Raw genomic sequence first — 22,556 nt, 5'->3', positions numbered from 1 at the left:
ATTTCCTATGGTACTGGTACTGTTTCCAGTATGCTTTTTATAACCTGGTCGGAGCTTTTTTCTTCTGCTTCTGCTTCATAGGAAAGCACAATCCTATGCCTCAATACAGAATAGGCTACTTCTTTTACATCATCAGGGACCACGTAGTCCCTTCCCTGCATAAGTGCCTTAACCTTAGAGCATCTGTACAGGGCAAGCGTTGCTCTTGGTGATGCGCCAAAGTCTATAAATCTGGCATAGGATGTTCTTGATTTTGACCTTACTCTTGTTGCTGCAACAAGGGATACTATGTATTCTTCTATACTGCTGTCTACGGCTATTGATTCTGCAACTTCTCTGAGTCTTTTTATATCAGTTTTAAATAAAACTGGGTTTATTCTTTCTTCTTTTTCTACACCTTTTCTTCTAAGTATCTCAAGTTCTTCTTTATGCTCGGGATAGCCTACTGTTACTTTTAACAGGAATCTATCCAATTGTGCTTCTGGCAAGGGATATGTTCCTTCCTGTTCTATGGGGTTCTGGGTGGCAAGAACAAGAAAGGGCTCCGGCAGGCTGTATGTGTTGTCTCCTATTGTAACTTGTTTTTCCTGCATTGCTTCCAGAAGTGCGGACTGCACTTTTGCTGGTGCACGGTTTATCTCGTCCGCTAAAACTACATTGGAAAACACGGGTCCTTTTCTCACCGCAAAATCGCCTGTTTGTTGTCTGTAAAGTTGCGTTCCCGTGAGGTCTGCAGGCAAGAGATCCGGCGTAAACTGTATTCTCTTAAAGCTTGCGTCCATAATAGAAGCAAATGTTTTTACTGCAAGGGTCTTGGCAAGTCCGGGGACTCCTTCCAAAAGGATGTGTCCGCCTGTAAGCATTCCCATAATAAGACCGTCGAATATTGCATCCTGTCCTACTACGGATTTTTTAAACTCGTTTCTGCAGGCTTCTATCTGTTCTTTTGCTCGTGTTATTTTGCTCTCGATGTTTGCCACATTGTACCCCTTTATGTTTGTCTATACTTTTTTTGGTTTTTTATTCTATACGTATGTCGTATTGCTTTCAATATTGCTAGTTATAAAATTGCTACGCTTATGCCCTGCTTTATGTCTCCCCTGCTGTTTTTCCCGATATTTGCCGCAGGCAGGCCGGCTCGCAGCCTGTGCTATACATATAATTCCTGTGGGATGGAGCCGGCCGTTCGGTATGATTTTTATGAACGATAATCAGCATTGATATGCACGTACTGGTGACTGAGGTCGCTTCCCCAAAGGATTGCTTTTCCCCTGCCAGGATATTCCAGCCTTATGTCCATATACTTAAAGTGAGGAGGCCAAGTCTTATCAGGCGGCATATAGCAGTCCCTTAAAAGTGATGACAGCAACGCTTCTTTTTCTTTATCAAGCAAAAATTTGCCTTTATCATATACAAGCTCAGTGCCAAGATATATCCTCATCTTGGATGGATCGCATTCTATTGCATTTTTACCGCAGTATGCTCCGCAGGCCGCTGCGATTCTGCCTACGTTGGGGTCGTTTCCATATATTGCAGTTTTTACCAGCTCGGAGTTTATTATTGCTCTGCCTATATCTACACAGGTTTTATCATCCCATCCTGATACGCTCATTCTTACAACGTGAGACGTACCCTCGCCGTTTCTCACAATCTGCTCGGCAAGGTAGGCACATACAGTATTGAGAGCTTCTGCAAACTCGTCTCTGCTGACAGCCGGGAAAACTCCCGTGGAAACGCAAAAAACACTGTCACTTGTGCTTTGGTCTCCGTCTACAGATATTCTGTTAAAACTCATATCCACAGCTTCTATCAATACCTCATCCATATCGGATTGTTCTATTTTTACATCCGTAAAGATAAAAACAAGCATGGTGGCAAGGTTGGGCTCTATCATCCCCGCTCCCTTTGCCATAGCCCAGAGTTTTCCCTCGCCAAGAGGCAAAGATATGAGCTTGGGATATGAATCAGTTGTCATTATGGCCCTTGCCAGCGCAAGCCCGTCAATAGATCCAAGCTGAGATACAAGCCAGGAAGCCCTATCGCTCATCGCAGTATAAGGCAGTTCCCAACCTATTATACCTGTGGACACAGGAAGCAGCCTTGCGGAAGGCACACCAGATACGCTGGAAAATGCATCAAGCACAGCCAAAGCCCGCTTTCTACCCTCTGCGGTTCCCACATTGGCGATACGATTGTTGATAACAAAACCTTCCAGTGGATTACCAAGCCGCTCTTTACCTATGGCGACAGGCACACCGCACACCGCATTACGCGTAAAAAGTGCAGTCCAGGAATACGCTGCACCATCAAAGCGCACAAAAGACAAATCCATAAGAAGCCGTCTATCCGGTCTCTCCTCAGGAGCAAAATCCAACCTGCATGTTGCAGCAGAAAAGCCCACAGGCAAAGCCGCATAAGAAGAACAAAACTCAAGATATTCAGCCTCAGAAGAAAACACAAGCTTGCGCCAAAACTCGTCCATATGACCTCCAGAGCTATACTACTCCCATAAAAAAACACGCACAAGCCCTTTTTAACAAAAAAATAAAACCGAACGTCGTCCCAGCGCCACATATAGTAGCACCAAGCAAGAACTGCACTGGGACTCCTGCCTGCGGCATATAAAAAACAGAATCCCAAAGATATACTGCAAGCTTGGCAAAAAAGGATTCTCTCTTTATATTGATAAAACAGAGGAGAAAAAGATGAGAGGCATATACATATCCGCTCGTACACTCATAGTGATAGCAATAGTAGTACTGTTTTCAATAAGCACAGTAATAGGTATCAGGGTAGGAAAAGGCATATCTCAGACCGGTTCTAAGACGCAAGCAGAGGATAAGACAATTATCAGCATACCACCATCAGAAACAAATGTGACGCCAGTTGCCGAGAACAGCGGCAGGTACAGTCAGGATGAATTGGAAAACATAAGCATATACGAACAGAGAAACGAAGCAGTAGTCAACATTACAACAGAGACCGTAGGATACAACTGGTTTCTGGAACCTGTTCCTCAGGAAGGTGTAACAGGAAGCGGCTCAATCATAGACAAAAGAGGATATGTGCTAACCAACTATCACGTTATAAAGGATGCATACAAGATATATATATCTCTTGCAGATCACAGCCAATACGAAGGTAAGATTGTAGGAGTTGATCCTGAGAACGACCTTGCTGTACTCAAGTTTGATGCGGGAGAAAAGGAGCTTGCTACCATCCCCATGGGAGAGTCATCTGACCTCAAAGTAGGTCAAAAAGTGTTAGCCATAGGAAACCCCTTTGGTTTGGAGAGGACTTTGACAGTCGGAGTTGTATCCGCTCTGGGGAGGCCTGTCAAAACAGACTCTGGGCTTATTATACAGGGAATGATTCAGACAGATACTTCCATTAATCCTGGAAACTCAGGAGGCCCTCTTCTTGACAGCAGAGGGAGGATGATTGGGATAAATACTATGATTTATTCTCCTTCCGGCGGCTCAGTGGGTGTGGGTTTTGCAGTACCCGTGGATACTGCTCGCCGTATTGTTCCCGAGCTCATAACAAAGGGCCACGTAGAACGTGGATGGATAGACATAGTGCCTGTACAGCTTTTTCCTTCTCTTGTTAAATACGCAAATCTTACCGTAAACCGCGGCATACTTGTCTCAAAGGTAGAGCGAGGCAGTTATGCAGAAAAGGCAGGGATAAGGGGTGGTTCTCAGGATAATGCAGTAAGATACGGAAGAAGCATAATATATCTTGGCGGGGATATTATTGTAGGTATAGATGGCCAGGCTGTTGCTACTCTTGCCGATATGTATGCTGCTTTGGAAGACAATAAGCCCGGCGATGTTGTGGATGTTATTGTAGTAAGGGGAAACAAGAAACTTACTTTAAAGGTGATGCTATCTAAGAGGCCAGATAAGTTTTCCTGGGATTAATGTGCCGCAGGCAGCACGAGACGCGTTTTCTCCTGTGTTTTACTGCACCAAGTGCGTCTCGTGCGTTCGGTATTTTATATTTTTTATGGTATGGTTTGTAAATGTCCGTGTTTGTGAGGTTTTATGCCTGAGTTTAAGGTTGTTTCTCCGTTTTCTCCAGCAGGTGATCAGGGTAAGGCTATCCGTCTCCTATCAGACGGGGTTATGAGGGGCTATACACGACAGACTCTCAAGGGGATTACGGGAAGCGGTAAGACTTTTACCATGGCAAAGATTATAGAAGAGGTGCAGAAGCCTACTCTTATTATTTCTCACAATAAAACTCTTGCGGCTCAGCTGTATAGGGAGTTTAAGGAGTTTTTTCCTGATAATGCGGTTGAGTACTTTGTTTCTTATTACGATTATTATCAGCCAGAGGCTTATGTGGCATCCAGGGATTTGTATATAGAAAAGGATGCAGATATCAACGAGGAGATAGAAAGGCTGCGTCTGTCTGCCACAACAAGTCTGATGGAGAGACCGGATGTTATTGTAGTTGCAACGGTGTCCTGTATCTATGGTCTCGGTAATCCGCGAATGTTTAAAGAGATGCGTATAAGGCTGGATAAAGGGCAGGATTTTGATTTGCAAAAGCTCAAACAAAAGCTTGTTTCTCTGCAATACGAGCGCAATGATAATGTTTTGTCCCGTGGGGCCTTTAGGATAAGGGGGGATGTTATAGATATCTATCCCGCTTATCTTGAGCATGTATACAGGATTGAGCTTGATTGGGACAGGATAGAACGTATAAGCGTATTGCATCCAGTCAGCGCGGAGGTTCTGGAAGAGCGAGATACGCTTTTTATCTATCCTGCCAAGCACTTTGTCATGCCTGAGACTCAGATAAGAATGGCACTTGACGACATACGCAAAGAACTTGAGGCACGTTATGAGGAGCTTACTTCGCAAGGTAAGATTGTGGAGGCTCAAAGGCTCAAGTCGCGCACAGAATACGACCTTGAGATGCTGGAAGAGCTTGGCTACTGCTCCGGTATAGAAAACTACTCAAGGCCACTATCGGGAAGGAAACCAGGAGAAAGGCCTGCTGTTCTTATAGATTATTTTCCAGATGATTTTCTTACATTTATAGACGAGTCGCATGTTACAATACCTCAGCTAAGAGCAATGTATGCCGGTGATCGCTCAAGAAAAGAGTCGCTTGTAGAATATGGATTCAGACTACCTTCCGCACTGGACAACAGGCCGCTTAGATATGAAGAGTTTGACAGTATTGTTCCGACCATAATATATGTGTCCGCAACACCGGAGCAGGAGGAACTTTCGCGTTCTTCACAGGTTGTGGAGCAGATTATAAGACCCACCGGATTGCTAGATCCTGAGGTGGAGGTCAGGCCTACAGAAGGACAAATGGATGACCTCTATGCAGAGATAACCGAGAGGGTAAAAAAGAAAGAGCGTGTGCTTATAACAACACTTACAAAAAAAATGGCAGAGGACCTTACGGATTATCTTCTATCCTTGGGAATAAAAGTGAGATATCTGCATTCTGAGGTTGAAACAATAGAGAGGGTGGAGATTCTACGAGACCTTAGAGCGGGTGAGTTTGATGTCCTTGTGGGTATAAACCTTCTAAGAGAGGGACTTGACCTTCCGGAAGTATCGCTTGTTGCAATACTTGATGCAGACAAGATAGGCTTTCTAAGATCGACAACATCCCTTATCCAGACCATGGGCAGAGCAGCAAGGAATGCAGCCGGAAAGGTTATAATGTATGCAGATAAAGTCTCCGATGCAATGGAAAGAGCCATAGAAGAGACAAGGCGAAGAAGAAGAATCCAGGAGGAATACAACAGAGAACACGGCATAACTCCGGAAACAGTAAAAAAATCAGTACAGGATATACTCATAAGAAAGAGAAAAGAAAAAGAAGAATCTCAGAAAGAAGAAATAGAAGTCCTAAAAAGAGGATACAACATACTGATAGCAAAAGAAAGGCAGAAGCTGATATCACTTCTTAAGAAAGAGATGCTTGAACATGCAAAAAACCTCGAATTTGAAAAGGCCGCAATACTCAGAGATGAGATAGAAAAACTCAAGGAGATGTAAATTGTCAGTTAAGACATGTACAAAAGCCACAATTCTAATAATAACATTACTTATAAGCCTTTTTTCCTGTGCAAAAAAAGAAAGCATGCCGGAATACCTTGAGCTTCCGGACACGCCTCCCTTTTATCAGGAACTACAATGGGCAGTTGTTGAGACAGCATATGCGAGGATATATCTGGCCTCCGACACCGACCATGTCAATTGGTTTGTAAGACGCGGTGATATTTACAAGATAGAAGGAACAGAAGCAAATAACAGAATTCCCATTCTAAAAGGGACCGAAATTGTGTGGATAGAAAAAAAGGATGTGTCATTATACACTCTCTTTCTGCAGGCACAATACCGCTCCAAAGTACTACTGGGAGAAATAGAAGAAAGGAAATAGTATCGTTTTTAAACGACAAAAATAGCAAAAAACATATAACATTACATATATGAGACTTATAGTATCTGGTAGTAAATTTCTAGAGTAAATAATGCAAAAACAGATAAAATAAAGCCAACGCAAAGAAAAAGACTTTATCACAGAACAATATGTATTTATAATATAAGCCATAATATCATCAGAAAACAAAGTGATAGGATGTCTTGTATCGGGGAGGATGGATGATAACCCAGAAAGAAGTCGCAAAAAGGGCAGGTGTATCCGTTATGACCGTATCCCGTGTAATCAACGGAAACCCCAATGTAAAAGAAGAAACAAGGAAAAAAATTCTTAGAATAATAGAAGAACTAGATTATCATCCCAATAGTGCAGCAAGAAGCCTATCCAGCAGCAAAATAGGCAGTATAGGAATAGTAGCACCTCTTGCCAACAACATAGGGTTGGAATCAAACCCGTATTTTATCGGTCTTTTGAGAGGAATAGAATGGGAGGGAATAAACAGAGGATTTGACATATTGATATCAACCCAAAGGCGGCACGGAGAAAACGATTTTCCGTTTTTCAGGTTGTTTTTTGAAAAAAAAGCAGACGGTCTGATATTTCTCTCGGCAAACTTCACTGAGAAAGAAATAAAAACAATTCAGGAGAAGAAAATACCCTGCTGTATAGTAGGAGAAAAACAAATATCAGCAGATATACCAGTAGTGGACTCAAAAAACCGTGAAGCAATGAAAACACTGGTACAGCACCTTATAGAACTTGGTCACAAAAAAATAGGCTTCCTGCACTCCGCAATAAGGACATACCACATGGAAGAGCGTTTTGCAGGCTTTCAGGAGGCCATAAGAGAAAACAATATCGACTTCGATCCTGACTGGCTATATTATGGAGATTTTACAGAAGAAAGCGGCGCTCAGGCACTGGATACTCTTCTCTCCCGCAAAAGCCGTCCTACAGCCATAGTCTGCGGTACCGACTCCATGGCACTCGGGGTAATAAGACGTGCACGCGAGTTGGGCATAAAGATACCTGAGGACCTATCTGTAACAGGCTTTGACTGTACCCCGGAAAGCCGCGTAGTACACCCCAGCCTTGCAACCATGGCACAACCCCTCGTAGATATGGGCAGAACAGCCGCAGAGATTCTTATAGATATACTGGAAAAAAGAGACCCCCCCCCTTCTCGGATAGAATTTGACATACCGTTTGTAGACGGAGAAAGCATAACAGAAATCTAAAAAATATTATACCGAACGTCGTCGCTGCGCCACTCGTAAACAAAGGCCTTATTTTCTTCTACTGCAGGGAGCAGCACAGCCCTAACACAGTTAGGGCTGTGCGTTCGGTATAAAAAGTAGCGCAGCGACTCCTGCCTGCGGCATTGTAGAATATAAGCAAAAAACTATTTTACGTCTTTTTTCTGGTTTTCTGTAGCAGCATTGATTATTTTTTCCAGAGTATCAACATAAGAGTAAAAAGCTCTGCGTCCTCTATCGCTTATACTAACAAAGGTTTTAGGCTTTCTTCCAACAAAACGTTTGTCTATCAGCACATAACCACAGTCTTCAAGCCTTCTTAGCTGCACACTCAAGTTTCCATCACTGAGTCCGGTAAGCTTCTTAAGAAGCGAAAAATCAGCCATATCTCCTTCTGAAATTCCCATAAGGGAAGACATTATTTTAAGCCTTGCGGGCTCATGAATCATTATATCGATATAAGCAGGATCCTCCATTTTATGCCTCTGCTTTTCCCAGTCTTGCAAGATAAATACCTGAGAAAATCATTGTACCACCGCCCAAGATTCCCATGATGAGAGCGCTCAAGGAAGGAATAAACAAAAAGCTTATAACGGCAAGCCCTGTTACAACGAGAGCTGAGAAAACAATACGCATATCAAACCACAAGCCCATGACAACATAGCCAAACATGGCAGTAGTGATAAGAAAAAATGAGAGAAGTCTGTAATCAAGACCACCCATAGCAAAAATCCACATACAAACATATATTATCAGCATGATCCAAAATAGCATAATTCTTATTCCTGTTTTGCCAACAGATTTACTACCTAAGAAGAAAGCACCGACAAAATTTGATATAATACCAACAATAGAGAGAATAAGCCATAATTTGCCCGATAAAACATTTGTTAAGAACTGCGAGCCAGAAAATCCTATAAGATATATTGCCCCCCATAGAATAAAAAAGAAAGAAAACATACCCGACCTAACCCCTTTGGCCAAAGCTATGGATTCCTTAATAACCTTGATATCATCCATAGCTTTCTTTGTATCATCGATACCCATAAAAACCTCCAGATCGTTATAACAATATATACTTTATAATATAAAGTACTTTTTACTTTTTAGTCAATGTTTTTATAACAAAAAAGTCCGGCTGATGCCGGACATAAACATAAAACCAAAGAAACCTACACGGTCACATTACCCCTAAGCCTTATATCAGAACAGGAAGCGCCAACAAGTATTTCAAAATCACCCTTCTCAAGCAGCCAATCCTTTTTCTTATCGCTGTAGAACATAAATGAGCGCTTATCAAGAGCTATCTCAACTCTTTTCTTCTCTCCCCTTTGCAACTCAAGTCTGGAAAACCCTGCAAGCTCAATACTGGGCCTTACCTCGGAAGACTCGATATCCCTTACATAAACTTGAACAACCTCCGCACCATCCACATCACCCGTATTCTCAACATCCACAGAAACAATTATTCCCTCTTCGACATTACCAGATATATTAAGAGCAGAATAAGAAAAAGACGTATAAGAAAGCCCATGCCCAAAAGGAAACAAAACAGGGATATTTTTGCTCATATAATACCGGTACCCCACAAAGATTCCCTCTCCATAATTGACAGTCTTTGCACCTGGATAATTGATATACGCAGGATTATCCTCATATCTCATGGGATATGTTACTGTAAGCCTTCCCGATGGATTAACATCACCTGTAAGGACAGCAGCAACAGCTCTGCCACCTTCCTGACCATAAAAATGAGCTTGAATAACAGCAGCAACATCATCTATCCATGGCATCTCCACGGGAGAACCTGTATTGAGAACAACTACCACATCATCTCTGACCTTACACAACTCTTCCACGAGCTTATCCTGAGCACCCGGAAGTCTCATATCATCTCTGTCGGCTCCCTCTGTTTCATAGCCCACAGGATGTCCGAGAAAAACAAGTACCCTGTCACAGGATTTTGCAACAGAAACCGCATCGGCAATCTTTTTATGCTGCTCTTCCGGACTCTCCATATAAAGCGCCTGTAAAATCATAGCAGAACGCTCATCTTCCGTAGCATTGGCAAGCTCCACACAAAACTCATACTCCCGTCCAGCTGTGAGACTAACAGGATATTTTTTGACAGTAAAAAAGGGATACGGAGGACTAGCCTTCCAGTTGCTATCAGAAACAACGCAATTTCCATCTATATAAAAAGAGAAATCCCCCTGATAAGAAAGCTTAAAAACATAGTCCCCACTCTTTTTTGCTCTTACTTTTCCCTTCCACCTTACAGAAAAATTATTGGTATCAATCTCATCAACAGGGGGGAAAAGTTTCCAAAAATCAATAGCCTCAACATGACGAACACTAACAGGCTCTCCCAAGAATAACCTATTGGGAAAATACTCTTCTATAAATCCTGACTTATCATCCCAAGACACCTCAAGCCCTGCAAAAGAAAACCTATCAGCTCGCACCCTGTTGGAAGCACCCTCGTGGTAAACAATCTCCACATCATCCGGCAAAAACTCCCTGAGGCCATCAAGAGGAGTAGTTGTTCTTGCGCAATTGACAATTGAACTACCACCACCACCATAGACAGCAACATCAGCACAGGGACCAAGTACGGCAAGCCTCTTTATGTCTGTAGTATCAAGAGGGAGAACACTATTCTCGTTTTTTAGCAACACACAGGACTCCGCAGCAACCCTAAAGGCAAGCTCAGCCTGTCCAGCATCTGAGAGGAAAAAGCTCCGATTCTTGTTCTTTTCCCGATAGAAAGCAAGCCTTTTTGCAAGCCTCACAAGCCTCTCAACAGCCTCATCAACAACAGACTCATCTATCTGCCAGTTTTTGACAGCCTCCTCAAGCAAATAGCCCCTGTAGAGGGCAGGCCCAGGCATCTCAAGATCAAGACCAGCAGCAAGACTCCCATACACCTCATGATTGGCACCCCAATCGGACATGACAACACCATCATAAGCCCATTCACCTTTAAGCACATCTCGGAGAAGATAAGAGTTGCTGCTGGCATACTCTCCCCTTATCCTGTTATAAGAACACATAACAGTCCAGGGATTGGCCTCCCGGATAACAATCTCAAACACTCTTAGATAAATCTCGCGTAAAGCCCGCTCCTCAACCTCCACACTAACCCTTGTACGCTCATGCTCCTGATTATTGAGAGCAAAATGCTTAAGACAGGCAGCAACACCATTATCCTGTAATCCGCGTACATAAGAGGCACCAAGCTTACCAGCAAGCAAAGGATCCTCGGAAAAAGTCTCAAAGTTTCTGCCTCCCAGAGGAAAACGTACAATATTAACACAGGGACCTAGAAGAACATCGCAGTCATTAGCAAGACTCTCATGAGCCAGCACAGCACCAATCTTATACATGAGATCAACATCCCAGCAAGATGCCATAGCAATACCCGTAGGAAACGCAGTAGCAAAACCATCCTTGGGACGACTGCTGCTCTCATTACCAATCCTGACACCATTGGGCCCGTCAGTCATGACAACAGCATCAAGCCCAGCCTCGGGGAAAGCCCACGTAGACCAATAATCTTTTCCTGACAAAAGCATGACCTTCTGATGCAGACTTAGAGAAGAAACAATACATCTCACATCCTCATCAATCCGCCTTGCGGCATCGTCATTAAAATAAAAGTCCATAGAAACTCCTTTCTGTTTACGTAAACATACACTATCACAAAACCATTCCTCTTTCCATACCCCATACCGAACGTCGGAGCTGCAACTTGTAAAAATAAAAGCACACCCGCAGCTCCTCCTGCCTTTGGCAAATAAAAAAGAAAAACATCAAAAAAACAGCTATAGGACCATAAGCGATACTTCTAAAACAAGAAAATACATCACTAAAAACAGTACAGGCTATTTACTTTTTTCTATGTTGCCTATACACAAGATTTTTGTTAGCATTCTTTTATGAAAAAAGCGACTATAATTATCATTCTGCTGCTTTTTGTAACAGCCTCTGTCTTTGCAATATCAAAAGAAGAAGTTGCACAGAAAATCCAGCATATCAAGGATTACAGGCCTGTTCCCGGGGATGTTTACACCCTATCCGTAGCTCTGGGCGGGCTGTTAAACGGCAATGACATAAAGAACATCAATATCCCTCTGCAGCAAGATTATACCATGGAAGTTCCCTTTATAGGAACCGTAAACACAGAGGGAAAGACCTTCTATGAAATAAGAAGAAACATTATAGATACCATAAAGCAAAAGTTTTCCATCCAATATGTAGACTTTCGTCTTACGGTTCCTGCGGTATTTGATGTTGGAGTTTACGGTGCTGTTAAGACACCAGGAAGAATCACGGCTTTTTCTCTCATGAGCCTGTACGAGGCAGTAGGTGCTGCGGGAGGCCCTAGAGACAACGCATCTTTAAGACGCATAGAACTTACCAGAGACGGAGAAACAAAGACATACGACCTACTTTCTTTTGTAGCCTTTGGCGACGAGAAGCAAAATCCTCGTCTTATCCCCGGAGATAAGATAAGAGTACCTATTGCTAACTCAGGAGTTGTAGTGCAGGGTGCTGTTATCAATCCAGGGACCTTTGAGCTTACAGAAGGTGACAACCTCAAGACCATACTTTCTTTTGCAGGGGGTCTTGCTCCGGGCGCTAACAGCGACAACATCACCATAATAAGCCTTTCTCAGGACGGAAGATATACATCAAGGGCGGTATCAGAAAAAGAAGCAACAGACACTATTCTACAAAATGGAGACCAGATTATAATAAGCTCCAACACATCCGGTAAAGGAGAGGTAGTCATAGAAGGTGCTTTTTATGGCAGCCAAAACATAAAGCCAGAGCCCAAAAAAATTCCCGATACACCAATACGTTTTAGCCTGCCCTATCATGAGGGGCTTAGTGTATTAGAAGTGCTAGAAGTGCTAGGAGGACCAACTCCGTATGCAGATATGGACCGTGCGGTTATTGTGCGTCAGGATGGCACAAGACAGCCTGTTGTGCATATGGATGCACTCTGGAATACTCGTGACAAATCTCTAGACGTACAGCTCAATGCGGGCGACTATTTTGTAGTACCTATAAAGCCGCTCAAAGTTATTGTGGGAGGAAATGTAAACAATTCCGATGCCTTTGCTTTTGTTGCAGGCTACACTGTGGGAGATTATATCAAACTTGCAAGAGGTATAAACCCCAGCACGGGCTCAATCGATGCCCTGTTTTTTGTGGATGAGCTTGGAAACTTGACAAAGGTTACTTTGGATACTCCTGTTATCGAGCCTGGAACAATGATATATGCAGGAGACAATGCATGGCAGACTACTACAAATGTTTTTAACAATGTTACTACTGTTACCGATTTTGGCACTTCTTTGCTCGATTTTGCATCTACTATTATGGATTTTATTGCAAGATTCTAGTAAAAACATATAGGGCTGCTCAGGCAGCCTTTTTTTTTATTCTCACGATAATCAGTGTTTTTCTATTGATAAGAATATCATATATTTTTGTGTGTTTTTTTAAAAAATCGTGGTATATTGAATTTATAGTGTGGTTTTTACATGGAGGTGTGTTATGAGAAAACTTGCTATTATATTTCTTCTTGTTTTTAGCTGTGTTTTTGCTTTTTCACAAGTAAGGCTGGATATGGGTGTTGATTTTCCGCGCGGTCTGGGTGCTTCTGTCGGAGGCAGTACCACCATATCCAAGGAATCTGCGGAATTCTTTGATAAGTACTGGCTACCTTTTCCTGAGGCAGGGATTTATTTTCAGTTTCCGGATATGCCTGTAAAAATCGGTGTGGGTGCAAGATTTTTTACCTTTATCTTGGAGACTATCTTCTGGCCCAATGCTTTTATCGAGGCCGATATCTGGCGCTTTAGCGTGCTAGGTCAAATGGGCGGCGGATTCTTTGGTATGTTTGGGCTTGCCAACGATTTTCAGAGCGGTAAGGTTTTTATGCCGGATTTGTCCTTATGGTTTAATATTACCAATAATTTCCGTCTGGGTGGCGGTGCTATGGGGCTTATGGTTCCGGAGTTATCTGATGGAATGGGTTTTGTGTACTATTTGGGTGCCAAGTTTACTGTCAATCTGAAATAATTCTTAAAAAACATATTTTGTGCCTGTGTGGACTATCCCCGCAGATTTGTAGTTTTCTATGTTTTTGTGCTTTTTATGTGCCACAGGCAGGAGGGACGCACCCTTCTGCCTGTTTTACCTTGTGGGGTGCGGTACCGACGTTCGGTTTTATTGATTTGAGATAAGGCCTTCTTTTTCTATGATTGTCTCAAGTATTTGCTTTACAAAGTCATCTGCAAGTCTGTATGTACGTTTGTTCCCCTGGACATCTGCTTCTACTATGTTCTGCTCTTTTAAAACGGCAAGGTGCTGGGAGATTACAGGCTGCGGCTGATCAAGACATGTCCACAGATCAGAGACACAGGGATCGTTTCTTGTGGCAATGAGGCATAGCAGCTTGAGACGGATGGGATGTCCGCAGGCTTTTAATATGCGAGAGTATCTATCTATTGCTTCTTCCTTTTCACATAGGAGTTCTCTCATTTTTGTCAAAATCATCTCCTGTTTTAGGTTTTTTATATATAGTAAAAATATATGTTTTTTACCCGGCAGGTCAAGTAGTCTTGTATTGCCCTCCTCTGCTGCTTTGCTGTATATTCTATTTCTATGAGTGTTTATCTTGATTGGGCAGCCACTGCTATACCGTATAAAGAGGCAATCGAGGAACAGACTAGGGTCTGTTCAGACTTTTTTGGCAATCCGTCTTCTTTGCATGAGCCAGGAAGGGCTGCAAGACGCTTACTGGATTCTTGCAGAAGTGATATTGCATCTATGTTGTCTGTCCGGCCGGAGCAGCTTGTTTTTTGCTCCGGTGCTACGGAAGCCAATAATATTGCTCTTCTGTCCGTGCTTACAAGAAGAAAGAGAGGACATGTCATTGTGAGTGCCATAGAGCATTCTTCTGGTTATGAGCCCGCTTTGCTTCTTTCTTCCATGGGTTATGATGTGGATTTTATAAGGCCAGATGCATCAGGAATTATAAGCCCAGTAGATATTGCAAACAGGGTGCGTGAGGATACTGTTCTGGTTAGTGTGATGCTTGTCAATAACGAAACAGGTGCTATCCAACCCGTAAGGGAGATCGTACAAGCTGTCAGAACCGTGCAAAGGCGAAATATACATGTGCATTGCGATGTTGTTCAGGCCTCAGGCAAGATTGCATTCAATTTGACCGAGCTGGGGGTGGATTCCGCTTCTATTAGTGCACATAAGTTTGGCGGCGTACGAGGTGCCGGGATTATGTTTGCAGCACGCCAGTGGGACGTATTGATACGCGGGGGCGGACAGGAACAGGCTATGCGACCCGGCACGGAGAATGTTGCAGCTGTTGCCGCCATGCGCAGAGCTCTTGAGATAAGCGAGAAAGAACGCGAGAAGAATTCAGAACACGCGATACGCCTTAAGAAAGAGCTTATAGATGGGATAAGCAATATAAAGGGAGCAGAGTTTCTACCAGTCGAAGTTACAAAAAAAGAGAAACAATATATACCGCACATTCTCTCCGTAAGTTTTCCGCCTGTTCCAGGAGAGGTACTGCAACGAGTCTTAAGCGATGCGGGATTTTATGTATCTACAGGTTCTGCATGCTCTTCACGAGCAAGAAGAAATAGCAGGGTTATGGATGCGATGGGCATATCAGACAGAATATCATTTTCTGCCATAAGAATATCCACTGGCTACCTTACTACAGAAGCGGATATAACAGAGTTCTTAAGGTTCATAAAAAGGGAAATACCACTTCTTATGAAAATAGCAAGATAGGGGAGAATATATGGAGTATGTGCTGCTTGTAAAACTAGGGGAGCTTACACTCAAGGGAAACAATAGAGATTTTTTTATCAATACATTGAGAAGCAATTTGGAGAGAGCACTCGGAAATGATTTTAGGCTTCTTTATAGACATAATCGTTTCTATATTCCTGTGGAGACAGATGAGAAAGCAAGACGGGCAATGGATGTACTGTCTAAGACAGCAGGAATAGTAAAATACAGCAGAGCTATTGCCTGCCCGCGTGATATGGAACAGATAAAACAATATGCACTAAAGATGGCAAAAGAAGCAATAGAAAAAACAAAAGGTAGAACTTTTAAAATAGAGGCAAAAAGAGCGGACAAAGGATTCCCCCTCACTTCTTACGAGCTTGCATGTGAGCTGGGAAGCCATATTGCACAGAACATAGAAGACCTCACAGTACGTATGACCGAACCGGATTGGGTCATCAGAGTAGAAATTAGAGAACAGACATATATCTACTGGCAGGAAGAGCCAGCTATGGGAGGACTTCCTGTAGGAGTAGCAGGACGGGGGATGCTCCTACTTTCTGGCGGTATAGATTCTCCGGTTGCCGGCTATCTCATGGCAAAACGTGGCCTTGAGATAATGGCAGCATATTTTCATACATATCCCTATACATCCGACGATGCCCTCAACAAGGTAAAAGAACTTGCAAGAATTCTGAGCATCTGGACAGGAAAACTTACACTATTTACCGTCCCATTTACAGAAACACAACTTTCGATCAATAAAAATGCTGCACGCAATGAGATAACTCTGCACATGCGAGCAGCCATGGTGGAGACCGCTACAATACTGGCACAAAGAAACGGCGCACTTAGCCTAATAACAGGAGAAAGCCTGGGACAAGTTGCAAGCCAAACACAAGAAAGCATGCGATTTACCCAGCACACAACAAACCTGCCTGTTTTCCGCCCCCTTGTAGGCATGGACAAAGAAGAAATCATAAAAATTGCAAGAAAAATCGGGACATTTGAGACATCAACCCTGCCCTATGACGATTGCTGTACACTATTTGCACCCAAAAGACCAATGATAAGACCGAATTATGAGAAAACCTGTCATGCATACAAAAATCTGGAACTAAAAGAACTCATACAAGAAGCAGCGGAAAAATCAGAAAAAGACACATACCGCCTAGGGGAAAGGATATAAAATACAACAAACCGAACGCAGATGGCTAAACGCCATCTGCTTTTATAGAAGCAAAAAAAGCTGCCCTCAGGAGGCAGCATCATACATCAAAGGATAAAACTACGCTGCAGAATCCTTCTTGGATTTCTCATTGCTTGTGGACTTAGCACTAGTGGAGGACTTCTTAGAATCATTCACATAAAAGCCACTGCCTTTAAATATAATACCAGTCCCGCCGCTTATAAGCCGTTTTACAGGCTTACTACACTCAGGGCATTCCCTTATAGGCTCTTCCGAAATAGCCTGAAAAGCTTCGAAAATATGACCGCAATTAGTACACTGATACTCGTATGTTGGCATCCGTGCCTCCTGTAATCTAACTATAATTTTTGATATGTAGATAATATACTATATACCATCAAAAAAAGGCAATATACATCAGCCAGGAATACCATCCATTCTTACAGGTATATCCCTTTCTGCAAGATATCGCTTTATCTGAGGGATAGTATACGTACCATAATGCACCATAGAAGCTATAAGTGCTGCATCTGCCTTTGCATCCGTAAAAACACTAGCAAGATGCTCTGGCCTTCCTGCACCTCCTGATGCAACGACAGGGACACCGACAGCCTCAGATATCATGCGTGTGAGGTTAAGCTCATAACCGTCTTGTGTACCATCCGCATCTATTGAGTTGAGTACAATCTCACCTGCACCAAGTCGTTCTGCCTGTTTTGCCCATGCAAGGGCATCAAGCTCTGTAGGTGTTCTACCACCATTTATAACAACCCTATATCCTGACGGCATATCCTCATCACGTGCGGCATCCATCCCCAACACAACGCACTGCCTACCAAAAAGAGCTGCTCCTTCCTCAATTATAGCAGGATTCTTGACAGCCTGACTGTTTACACTAACCTTCTCGGCCCCCGCAAGAAGTACATCTCTCATATCTGACACACTACCTATCCCACCTCCAACACAAAACGGAATAAAAATCTTCTCTGCGACACGGGCAACAACATCTATCATTATCCCGCGTTTCTCAGCAGAAGCAGTTATATCATAAAAAACAAGCTCATCTACTCCCTGTCTATAATACTCCTCAGCCATATCTACAGGATCGCCTATATCTACGTTTCCCTTAAACTTGATTCCCTTGGTAGTTTTCCCATCTCTAACATCCAGACAAACAATAATCCTTCTGGAAAACATAAGCCCTCCGTACCCTGCAGAAAACCTACAGAGAAAAAAAGTTGGAGAGAAGTTTAAGACCATAAGGCCCGGACTTCTCGGGATGAAACTGTACAGCAATCAGATTATCCTTACAGAAAGCAGATGTAAAAGATACACCGTAGTCAGTTTTACCAAGTGCATCAACAGAAACATCGGGCACAGGATAAAAAGAATGCACAAAATAAAAAGAAGAACCAGATGGAATACCATCCCATATCTTATGTTCTGCTATCCGTGATACGGTGTTCCACCCCATGTGAGGCACTTTTAAACCCATTTTGCTGTCAAAAGCAACTACCCTACCAGGAACAATACCCAAGGTATCAGTATCACTTTCTTCCGAGTGCTCAAGAACAAGCTGACACCCAATGCAAATACCAAGAAAAGGCTTTCCAGAAGAAAAAAAAGATTTGAGTGCCTCATCAAGTCCGGTTTTATTTAGAACATTCATCGCCGCACCAGCCTCTCCCACTCCCGGGAAAATAACACGAGGAGCAGACAGCACTGTCTCCGGCTCAGAAGATATAATATATGATACCCCCAGTTCCCTTAAGGCAGTTTCTACTGACTTCAAGTTACCTGCCTCATAATCCACCACAACAACATCCGTATTGGTCATAAAATCTCCTTGAGCCAGAGATTTATAGCAGAAAGCATCTCCTTGTAAGTTATAGATGGTAGTCCCACCTTAAGCCACTCTCCCTCTGAGGAAAAGCTAAGAGAAGACCAAGTTTCTATAAAATCTCTGTCAAAAACAGAGGAGAACAGCTTGGGAAGAATAAGCTTGATAAAAGTTTTTGCTGACTTTACAGAACTCTCGTCTACAAGTCTCCAGTCCATTCCCTGGTTCCACACCCCGCCTTCCAGGCTGCCCCACCAGTACATAGAAAGAATTCTGCCTGACACAACAGAGTTCTGCATAGCTTTTCTACTCCATACAGCCTCTACATCACGGTTTACATGCACAAAAACATCATCATAAGCTTCCCACTCTTCAACAGAATCCCAGCTTAAAGAATACCCTATGACAGATGAACCCAATAACAGAATTTCTTCTCGTGTATCCTTGTTGGAATACAACAAAGCTCCCGGATACATAGGATAATCATAAGAAGTCTTTTCCCAGCCATCAAAACCAAGAGCAGCATCAAACCAGAATGTAGAAGAAGAATAATCCCCTTCAAAAATAAAAAACCAGCTGCCGCCGTTATTAGTAAGGTACAAATTCCTGCTCTTCTTAAGAATATCTATGACATTCTTATCAGCCCCATTTGCCGCTAGAACATCCTCTGCAAGAGAATAGGTCTCTTCTAATGCAAGATTTATTCTCACATAAAGCTCGGAAGCAGGTAGAAACAGTTTCTCCACAGGAACAGGAGATGTTGCACAAGAAGCAAGTAAAACAGTAAAAACCACAGCGAGAAACACAATTTTTCTGCAAGACATATGTTAACCCTCGTTCTTCTCTAATCCGATAAAACAATCCTGTTCACCACAGGTTACAGAGACAAGCTCTGTTTTATCATCAATAAAATCAATAGAAATTGCGAGCGTCTCGTTGGACACATAATCTCTAAAATCTTCTACAGCCTCTTTTACCTCTGAGCCTGCATTGTAGAAAAGCCTTATTCTGTCAGAAACATCAAGCCCCTTTTCTTTTCTCATATTCTGTACTGCACGTATAAAGTCCCTTGCAATGCCTTCTCTTATGAGTTCCGGTGTAAGCTCAGTATCAAGAGCAACAGTGAGAGTACCTTCGTTAAGCACCTTAAGACCAGCCTTTTCGCTTCTGTGAATGACTATCTCATTTTCCCCCAGTTCCAATACCTCGCCATCCAAATCCAAAGAAAGGACAGAACCATCAAGAATACTCTTAATCTCTGCAGTAGAAAGAGCGGCTATCTTTTCTGCGGCAAGTTTCATCTTTTTCCCAAGTTTTTTACCAAGAACAGGATAGTTGGGTTTTGCAGAGTATTCTACAACATCATCCTCGTTTTCTCTGTACACGACATCTTTGACATTGAGTTCTTCTCTTATGATTTCTTCCATCTCAAGGAGAATTTTTCTTTCTTCATCTTCTCTTGTTATCAGATATATGGCTTTGAGAGGTTGTCTGGTTTTTATGCTGTGCTCGCTTCTCAACGCACGACCAAGGCTGACAGCTTTTCTGACAAGAGCCATCTTCTTCTCAAGAAGCTCATCCCTCATAGAAGAATCAGCAACAGGCCAATCGCAGAGATGCACTGATATGGGCATATTCTCTGTTCTAAGATTTCTGTATATCTCTTCTGTGATAAAAGGAACAAAAGGAGCTGCTACCTTTACAAGAGTTATAAGCACTGTCCAGAGTGTATCATAAGCCTCTACCTTATCGTCATCATTCTCGGACTTCCAGAATCTTCTTCTAGAACGCCTTATATACCAGTTATTGAGACTATCAACAAAGGCAACAATAGGCTCTATAGCCTTTACAAGGTCATATCTATCAAGTTCTCTTGTTACATCTTCTACAAGCTTTGAAGACTCCGACAGAATCCATATATCAAGAGGATTGTTTACAGACTTGGGAGCAGAAGAAGGCTTTATTCCATCTATATTGGCATAAGTAACAAAGAAACTATAAGCATTCCAAAGAGGTATCAACACTGTCTTTAGGATTTCTTTTACTCCGTCATCACTGTATCTTAACTCCTCAGCCCTTACCACAGCAGAGCTCATGAGAAACAGCCTCAGGGCATCAGCACCAAAGGTATCTATAACATCTTTGGGATCAGTATAGTTTCTCTCCGATTTGCTCATCTTTTTGCCATCTTGGGCAAGAACAAGACCCGTGGTTATGTTATTAAGAAAAGGCGGTTTGTCAAACAATGCAGTAGAAAGGATAACCAGAGTATAAAACCAGCCCCTTGTTTGATCTATACCTTCACAGATAAAATCCGCAGGGAAATGTTTCTCAAACTTTTCTTTGTTTTCAAACGGATAGTGATTTTGAGCATATGGCATGGCACCGGATTCAAACCAGCAGTCAAGCACCTCAGGAACTCTTTTCATTGTTCCACCACAGGAACAAGTATATGTTATACTATCAACATAATGCTTATGGAGGTCATCAGGCCACACACCGCTTTTTTCTTTGAGCTCTTCTCTTGACCCTATGCAGTCCATATGACCACAAGAATCACACTTCCATATCGGTATAGGATTACCCCAATATCTGTTACGCGATATAGCCCAGTCTCTCGCATTCTCCAGCCACTTGCCAAAGCGTCCATGCTTGATATGAGAGGGCATCCAATATATCTGCTCATTTGCTGCAAGCATTCTGTCCTTAAACTTTTCTACAGCAACAAACCATGAACTTATGGCTCTATAGATAAGAGGAGACTTACATCTCCAGCAATGAGGATATGCATGCAAATACTGATCGCGCTTTACAAGCTTCCCCTCCCCTCTGAGACGTGCTATTATCTCCTTATCAGCATCCTTTACAAATATGCCCTTATAATCCGGAATCTCATCCGTAAAACAGCCTTCTGCATCCACGGGGCACACTACGGGCACACCTGTATCCTTGAGAATCCTGTAGTCATCCTCACCAAATCCGGGAGCAATATGGACAATACCCGTACCGTCCTCAGTGCTTACAAAGTCCCCTTCTCTTGTCTTAAAGGCACCATTCTCCGCAAGCTCTGAAAAGTACGGGAAAAGAGGCTCATAATCAAAACCTATCAAGTCAGCACCCTTAAACTCATCTACAACTATATATTCCTCTTCGCTCTTGTAGTAGGCAGAAAGTCTTGCCTTTGCCAGAACATAAAAATCATCACCATCCTTTACACGCACATAGTCTATATCAGGTCCTAGAGCCAAAGCCAGGTTGGAAGGGAGTGTCCATGGAGTTGTTGTCCATGCAAGGATATAAGTATTATCCCATCCGCGCGGATTATCGTCTCTCAACTTAAACCTTACAGTGATTGCAGGGTCATGCACATCCTTGTATCCGCCCAGATTAAGCTCATGGTTGGAAAGAACAGTAGAACAGCGAGGACAATATGGCAGGATATAGTACCCTTCATAGAGAAGACCCTTTTCCCAGAGCTGCTTTATAACCCACCAGATTGTCTCCATGTAATCCGGTTCCATGGTTTTATAATCGTTATCAAAATCTACCCAACGCCCCATTCTGGTAACAATCTGACGCCACTCTTTAACATAGCGTAGCACAATGGAGCGGCAGGACTCGTTAAACTTATCCACACCGTAATCCTCAATCTCGCGCTTACCGGATATACCAAGCTCCTTCTCCATCTCATACTCAACCGGCAGTCCATGGCAGTCCCAACCAAAACGGCGTTCTACCCTCTTGCCGCGCATAGTCTGATATCTGGGTATAATATCCTTTACAGTACCGGGAACAAAATGGCCAAAGTGAGGCAACCCGGTAGCAAAGGGAGGACCGTCATAAAAAACAAACTCATCGGAATTTTTTCTGTTTTCTACTGACTTTTCAAAAATCTTTTCTTTGTTCCAAAACTCAAGAACCTCTTCCTCCATCTTGGGGAAAGACACACGTGGATCCACCGGCTTATACAAAACACGCCTCCATAACAGCTGGAATTAGAAATATACAATAAGATAGACAATTT

The 22,556-nt window shown here is 42.8% G+C and carries 19 protein-coding genes; 8 read left to right on the top strand and 11 right to left on the bottom strand.

The features are described 5' to 3' along the window. Positions 1-5: 5 nt before the first annotated feature. Together WKV44_07415 and WKV44_07410 are read right to left on the bottom strand one after the other, a co-directional pair. Positions 6-980 carry a MoxR family ATPase gene (locus tag WKV44_07415; protein MEM5948370.1) on the bottom strand — a complete coding sequence of 325 codons (975 nt, stop codon included), beginning with the start codon at positions 978-980 and terminating at the stop codon, positions 6-8. Positions 981-1,198: 218 nt separating this feature from the next. Next, the gene (locus tag WKV44_07410) at positions 1,199-2,482 is read right to left on the bottom strand and encodes a bifunctional ornithine acetyltransferase/N-acetylglutamate synthase (protein MEM5948369.1); all 1,284 of its coding nucleotides are present in this window, start codon (positions 2,480-2,482) and stop codon (positions 1,199-1,201) included. Positions 2,483-2,705: 223 nt separating this feature from the next. Between WKV44_07410 and WKV44_07405 the strand changes: the two genes are divergently transcribed. From WKV44_07405 to WKV44_07390, 4 genes are all read left to right on the top strand, one after another. After that, positions 2,706-3,923, top strand: a complete 1,218-nt coding sequence (locus WKV44_07405; GenBank protein ID MEM5948368.1) for a trypsin-like peptidase domain-containing protein — start codon at positions 2,706-2,708, stop codon at positions 3,921-3,923. A gap of 123 nt (positions 3,924-4,046) precedes the next feature. After that, positions 4,047-6,029: an excinuclease ABC subunit UvrB gene (gene uvrB / locus WKV44_07400; protein MEM5948367.1), complete on the top strand. Its 1,983-nt coding sequence runs from the start codon at positions 4,047-4,049 to the stop codon at positions 6,027-6,029. 1 nt (position 6,030) lies between these two features. Next, positions 6,031-6,414: a hypothetical protein gene (locus WKV44_07395; protein ID MEM5948366.1), complete on the top strand. Its 384-nt coding sequence runs from the start codon at positions 6,031-6,033 to the stop codon at positions 6,412-6,414. Between the two features lie 221 nt (positions 6,415-6,635). After that, a complete protein-coding gene (locus WKV44_07390) occupies positions 6,636-7,652 on the top strand; it encodes a LacI family DNA-binding transcriptional regulator (GenBank protein MEM5948365.1) in 1,017 nt (338 codons plus the stop codon). A 164-nt stretch (positions 7,653-7,816) separates the two neighbouring features. Here WKV44_07390 and WKV44_07385 read toward each other — a convergent pair whose 3' ends face one another. The 3 genes from WKV44_07385 to WKV44_07375 form a co-directional block, all read right to left on the bottom strand. Further along, a complete protein-coding gene (locus tag WKV44_07385; GenBank protein MEM5948364.1) occupies positions 7,817-8,146 on the bottom strand; it encodes a transcriptional regulator in 330 nt (109 codons plus the stop codon). 1 nt (position 8,147) lies between these two features. Then, positions 8,148-8,717, bottom strand: a complete 570-nt coding sequence (locus tag WKV44_07380; GenBank protein MEM5948363.1) for a hypothetical protein — start codon at positions 8,715-8,717, stop codon at positions 8,148-8,150. 125 nt (positions 8,718-8,842) lie between these two features. After that, complete coding sequence (locus WKV44_07375) at positions 8,843-11,335, bottom strand: glycoside hydrolase family 3 C-terminal domain-containing protein (protein MEM5948362.1); 2,493 nt, start codon at positions 11,333-11,335, stop codon at positions 8,843-8,845. 273 nt (positions 11,336-11,608) lie between these two features. Between WKV44_07375 and WKV44_07370 the strand changes: the two genes are divergently transcribed. Together WKV44_07370 and WKV44_07365 are read left to right on the top strand one after the other, a co-directional pair. Further along, positions 11,609-13,081: an SLBB domain-containing protein gene (locus tag WKV44_07370; GenBank protein ID MEM5948361.1), complete on the top strand. Its 1,473-nt coding sequence runs from the start codon at positions 11,609-11,611 to the stop codon at positions 13,079-13,081. 154 nt (positions 13,082-13,235) lie between these two features. Then, positions 13,236-13,763, top strand: coding sequence for a hypothetical protein (locus WKV44_07365; GenBank protein MEM5948360.1), 528 nt, complete (start codon positions 13,236-13,238; stop codon positions 13,761-13,763). Positions 13,764-13,910: 147 nt separating this feature from the next. On the opposite strand, the gene WKV44_07360 is transcribed toward WKV44_07365, so the two are convergent. Then, positions 13,911-14,225 (bottom strand): metalloregulator ArsR/SmtB family transcription factor, encoded by a 315-nt coding sequence (locus WKV44_07360; GenBank protein MEM5948359.1) that lies wholly within the window; start codon positions 14,223-14,225, stop codon positions 13,911-13,913. A 123-nt stretch (positions 14,226-14,348) separates the two neighbouring features. Between WKV44_07360 and WKV44_07355 the strand changes: the two genes are divergently transcribed. Both WKV44_07355 and thiI read left to right on the top strand, forming a co-directional pair. Beyond that, the gene (locus tag WKV44_07355; GenBank protein MEM5948358.1) at positions 14,349-15,503 is read left to right on the top strand and encodes a cysteine desulfurase family protein; all 1,155 of its coding nucleotides are present in this window, start codon (positions 14,349-14,351) and stop codon (positions 15,501-15,503) included. A gap of 10 nt (positions 15,504-15,513) precedes the next feature. Next, positions 15,514-16,692 (top strand): tRNA uracil 4-sulfurtransferase ThiI, encoded by a 1,179-nt coding sequence (thiI, locus tag WKV44_07350; GenBank protein MEM5948357.1) that lies wholly within the window; start codon positions 15,514-15,516, stop codon positions 16,690-16,692. A gap of 99 nt (positions 16,693-16,791) precedes the next feature. On the opposite strand, the gene WKV44_07345 is transcribed toward thiI, so the two are convergent. The 5 genes from WKV44_07345 to ileS form a co-directional block, all read right to left on the bottom strand. Then, a complete protein-coding gene (locus WKV44_07345) occupies positions 16,792-17,031 on the bottom strand; it encodes an FmdB family zinc ribbon protein (GenBank protein MEM5948356.1) in 240 nt (79 codons plus the stop codon). A gap of 78 nt (positions 17,032-17,109) precedes the next feature. Next, positions 17,110-17,889, bottom strand: a complete 780-nt coding sequence (gene hisF, locus WKV44_07340; protein ID MEM5948355.1) for an imidazole glycerol phosphate synthase subunit HisF — start codon at positions 17,887-17,889, stop codon at positions 17,110-17,112. Positions 17,890-17,914: 25 nt separating this feature from the next. After that, positions 17,915-18,529: an imidazole glycerol phosphate synthase subunit HisH gene (hisH, locus tag WKV44_07335; protein MEM5948354.1), complete on the bottom strand. Its 615-nt coding sequence runs from the start codon at positions 18,527-18,529 to the stop codon at positions 17,915-17,917. Continuing rightward, positions 18,526-19,356 (bottom strand): hypothetical protein, encoded by an 831-nt coding sequence (locus WKV44_07330; protein ID MEM5948353.1) that lies wholly within the window; start codon positions 19,354-19,356, stop codon positions 18,526-18,528. The genes hisH and WKV44_07330 overlap by 4 nt, the downstream gene beginning before the upstream one ends. 3 nt (positions 19,357-19,359) lie before the next feature. Then, positions 19,360-22,503: an isoleucine--tRNA ligase gene (gene ileS, locus WKV44_07325; protein ID MEM5948352.1), complete on the bottom strand. Its 3,144-nt coding sequence runs from the start codon at positions 22,501-22,503 to the stop codon at positions 19,360-19,362. Between the last annotated feature and the right edge of the window lie 53 nt (positions 22,504-22,556).

This window comes from Spirochaetia bacterium 38H-sp (assembly GCA_039023545.1).
Lineage (GTDB): Bacteria > Spirochaetota > Spirochaetia > Winmispirales > Winmispiraceae > Rarispira > Rarispira pelagica.
Note: the sequence above shows the minus strand (reverse complement) of the source record. Positions and strands in the feature narration are given on the sequence as shown.

Coding starts and splice junctions, on each gene's coding strand:
- WKV44_07410 (MEM5948369.1), bottom strand. CDS start 2,482: ATGGACGAGTTTTGGCGCAAGCTTGTGTTTTCTTCTGAGGCTGAATAT.
- WKV44_07405 (MEM5948368.1), top strand. CDS start 2,706: ATGAGAGGCATATACATATCCGCTCGTACACTCATAGTGATAGCAATA.
- uvrB (MEM5948367.1), top strand. CDS start 4,047: ATGCCTGAGTTTAAGGTTGTTTCTCCGTTTTCTCCAGCAGGTGATCAG.
- WKV44_07390 (MEM5948365.1), top strand. CDS start 6,636: ATGATAACCCAGAAAGAAGTCGCAAAAAGGGCAGGTGTATCCGTTATG.
- WKV44_07385 (MEM5948364.1), bottom strand. CDS start 8,146: ATGGAGGATCCTGCTTATATCGATATAATGATTCATGAGCCCGCAAGG.
- WKV44_07380 (MEM5948363.1), bottom strand. CDS start 8,717: ATGGGTATCGATGATACAAAGAAAGCTATGGATGATATCAAGGTTATT.
- WKV44_07375 (MEM5948362.1), bottom strand. CDS start 11,335: ATGGACTTTTATTTTAATGACGATGCCGCAAGGCGGATTGATGAGGAT.
- WKV44_07370 (MEM5948361.1), top strand. CDS start 11,609: ATGAAAAAAGCGACTATAATTATCATTCTGCTGCTTTTTGTAACAGCC.
- WKV44_07365 (MEM5948360.1), top strand. CDS start 13,236: ATGAGAAAACTTGCTATTATATTTCTTCTTGTTTTTAGCTGTGTTTTT.
- WKV44_07360 (MEM5948359.1), bottom strand. CDS start 14,225: ATGAGAGAACTCCTATGTGAAAAGGAAGAAGCAATAGATAGATACTCT.
- WKV44_07355 (MEM5948358.1), top strand. CDS start 14,349: ATGAGTGTTTATCTTGATTGGGCAGCCACTGCTATACCGTATAAAGAG.
- thiI (MEM5948357.1), top strand. CDS start 15,514: ATGGAGTATGTGCTGCTTGTAAAACTAGGGGAGCTTACACTCAAGGGA.
- WKV44_07345 (MEM5948356.1), bottom strand. CDS start 17,031: ATGCCAACATACGAGTATCAGTGTACTAATTGCGGTCATATTTTCGAA.
- hisF (MEM5948355.1), bottom strand. CDS start 17,889: ATGTTTTCCAGAAGGATTATTGTTTGTCTGGATGTTAGAGATGGGAAA.
- hisH (MEM5948354.1), bottom strand. CDS start 18,529: ATGACCAATACGGATGTTGTTGTGGTGGATTATGAGGCAGGTAACTTG.
- WKV44_07330 (MEM5948353.1), bottom strand. CDS start 19,356: ATGTCTTGCAGAAAAATTGTGTTTCTCGCTGTGGTTTTTACTGTTTTA.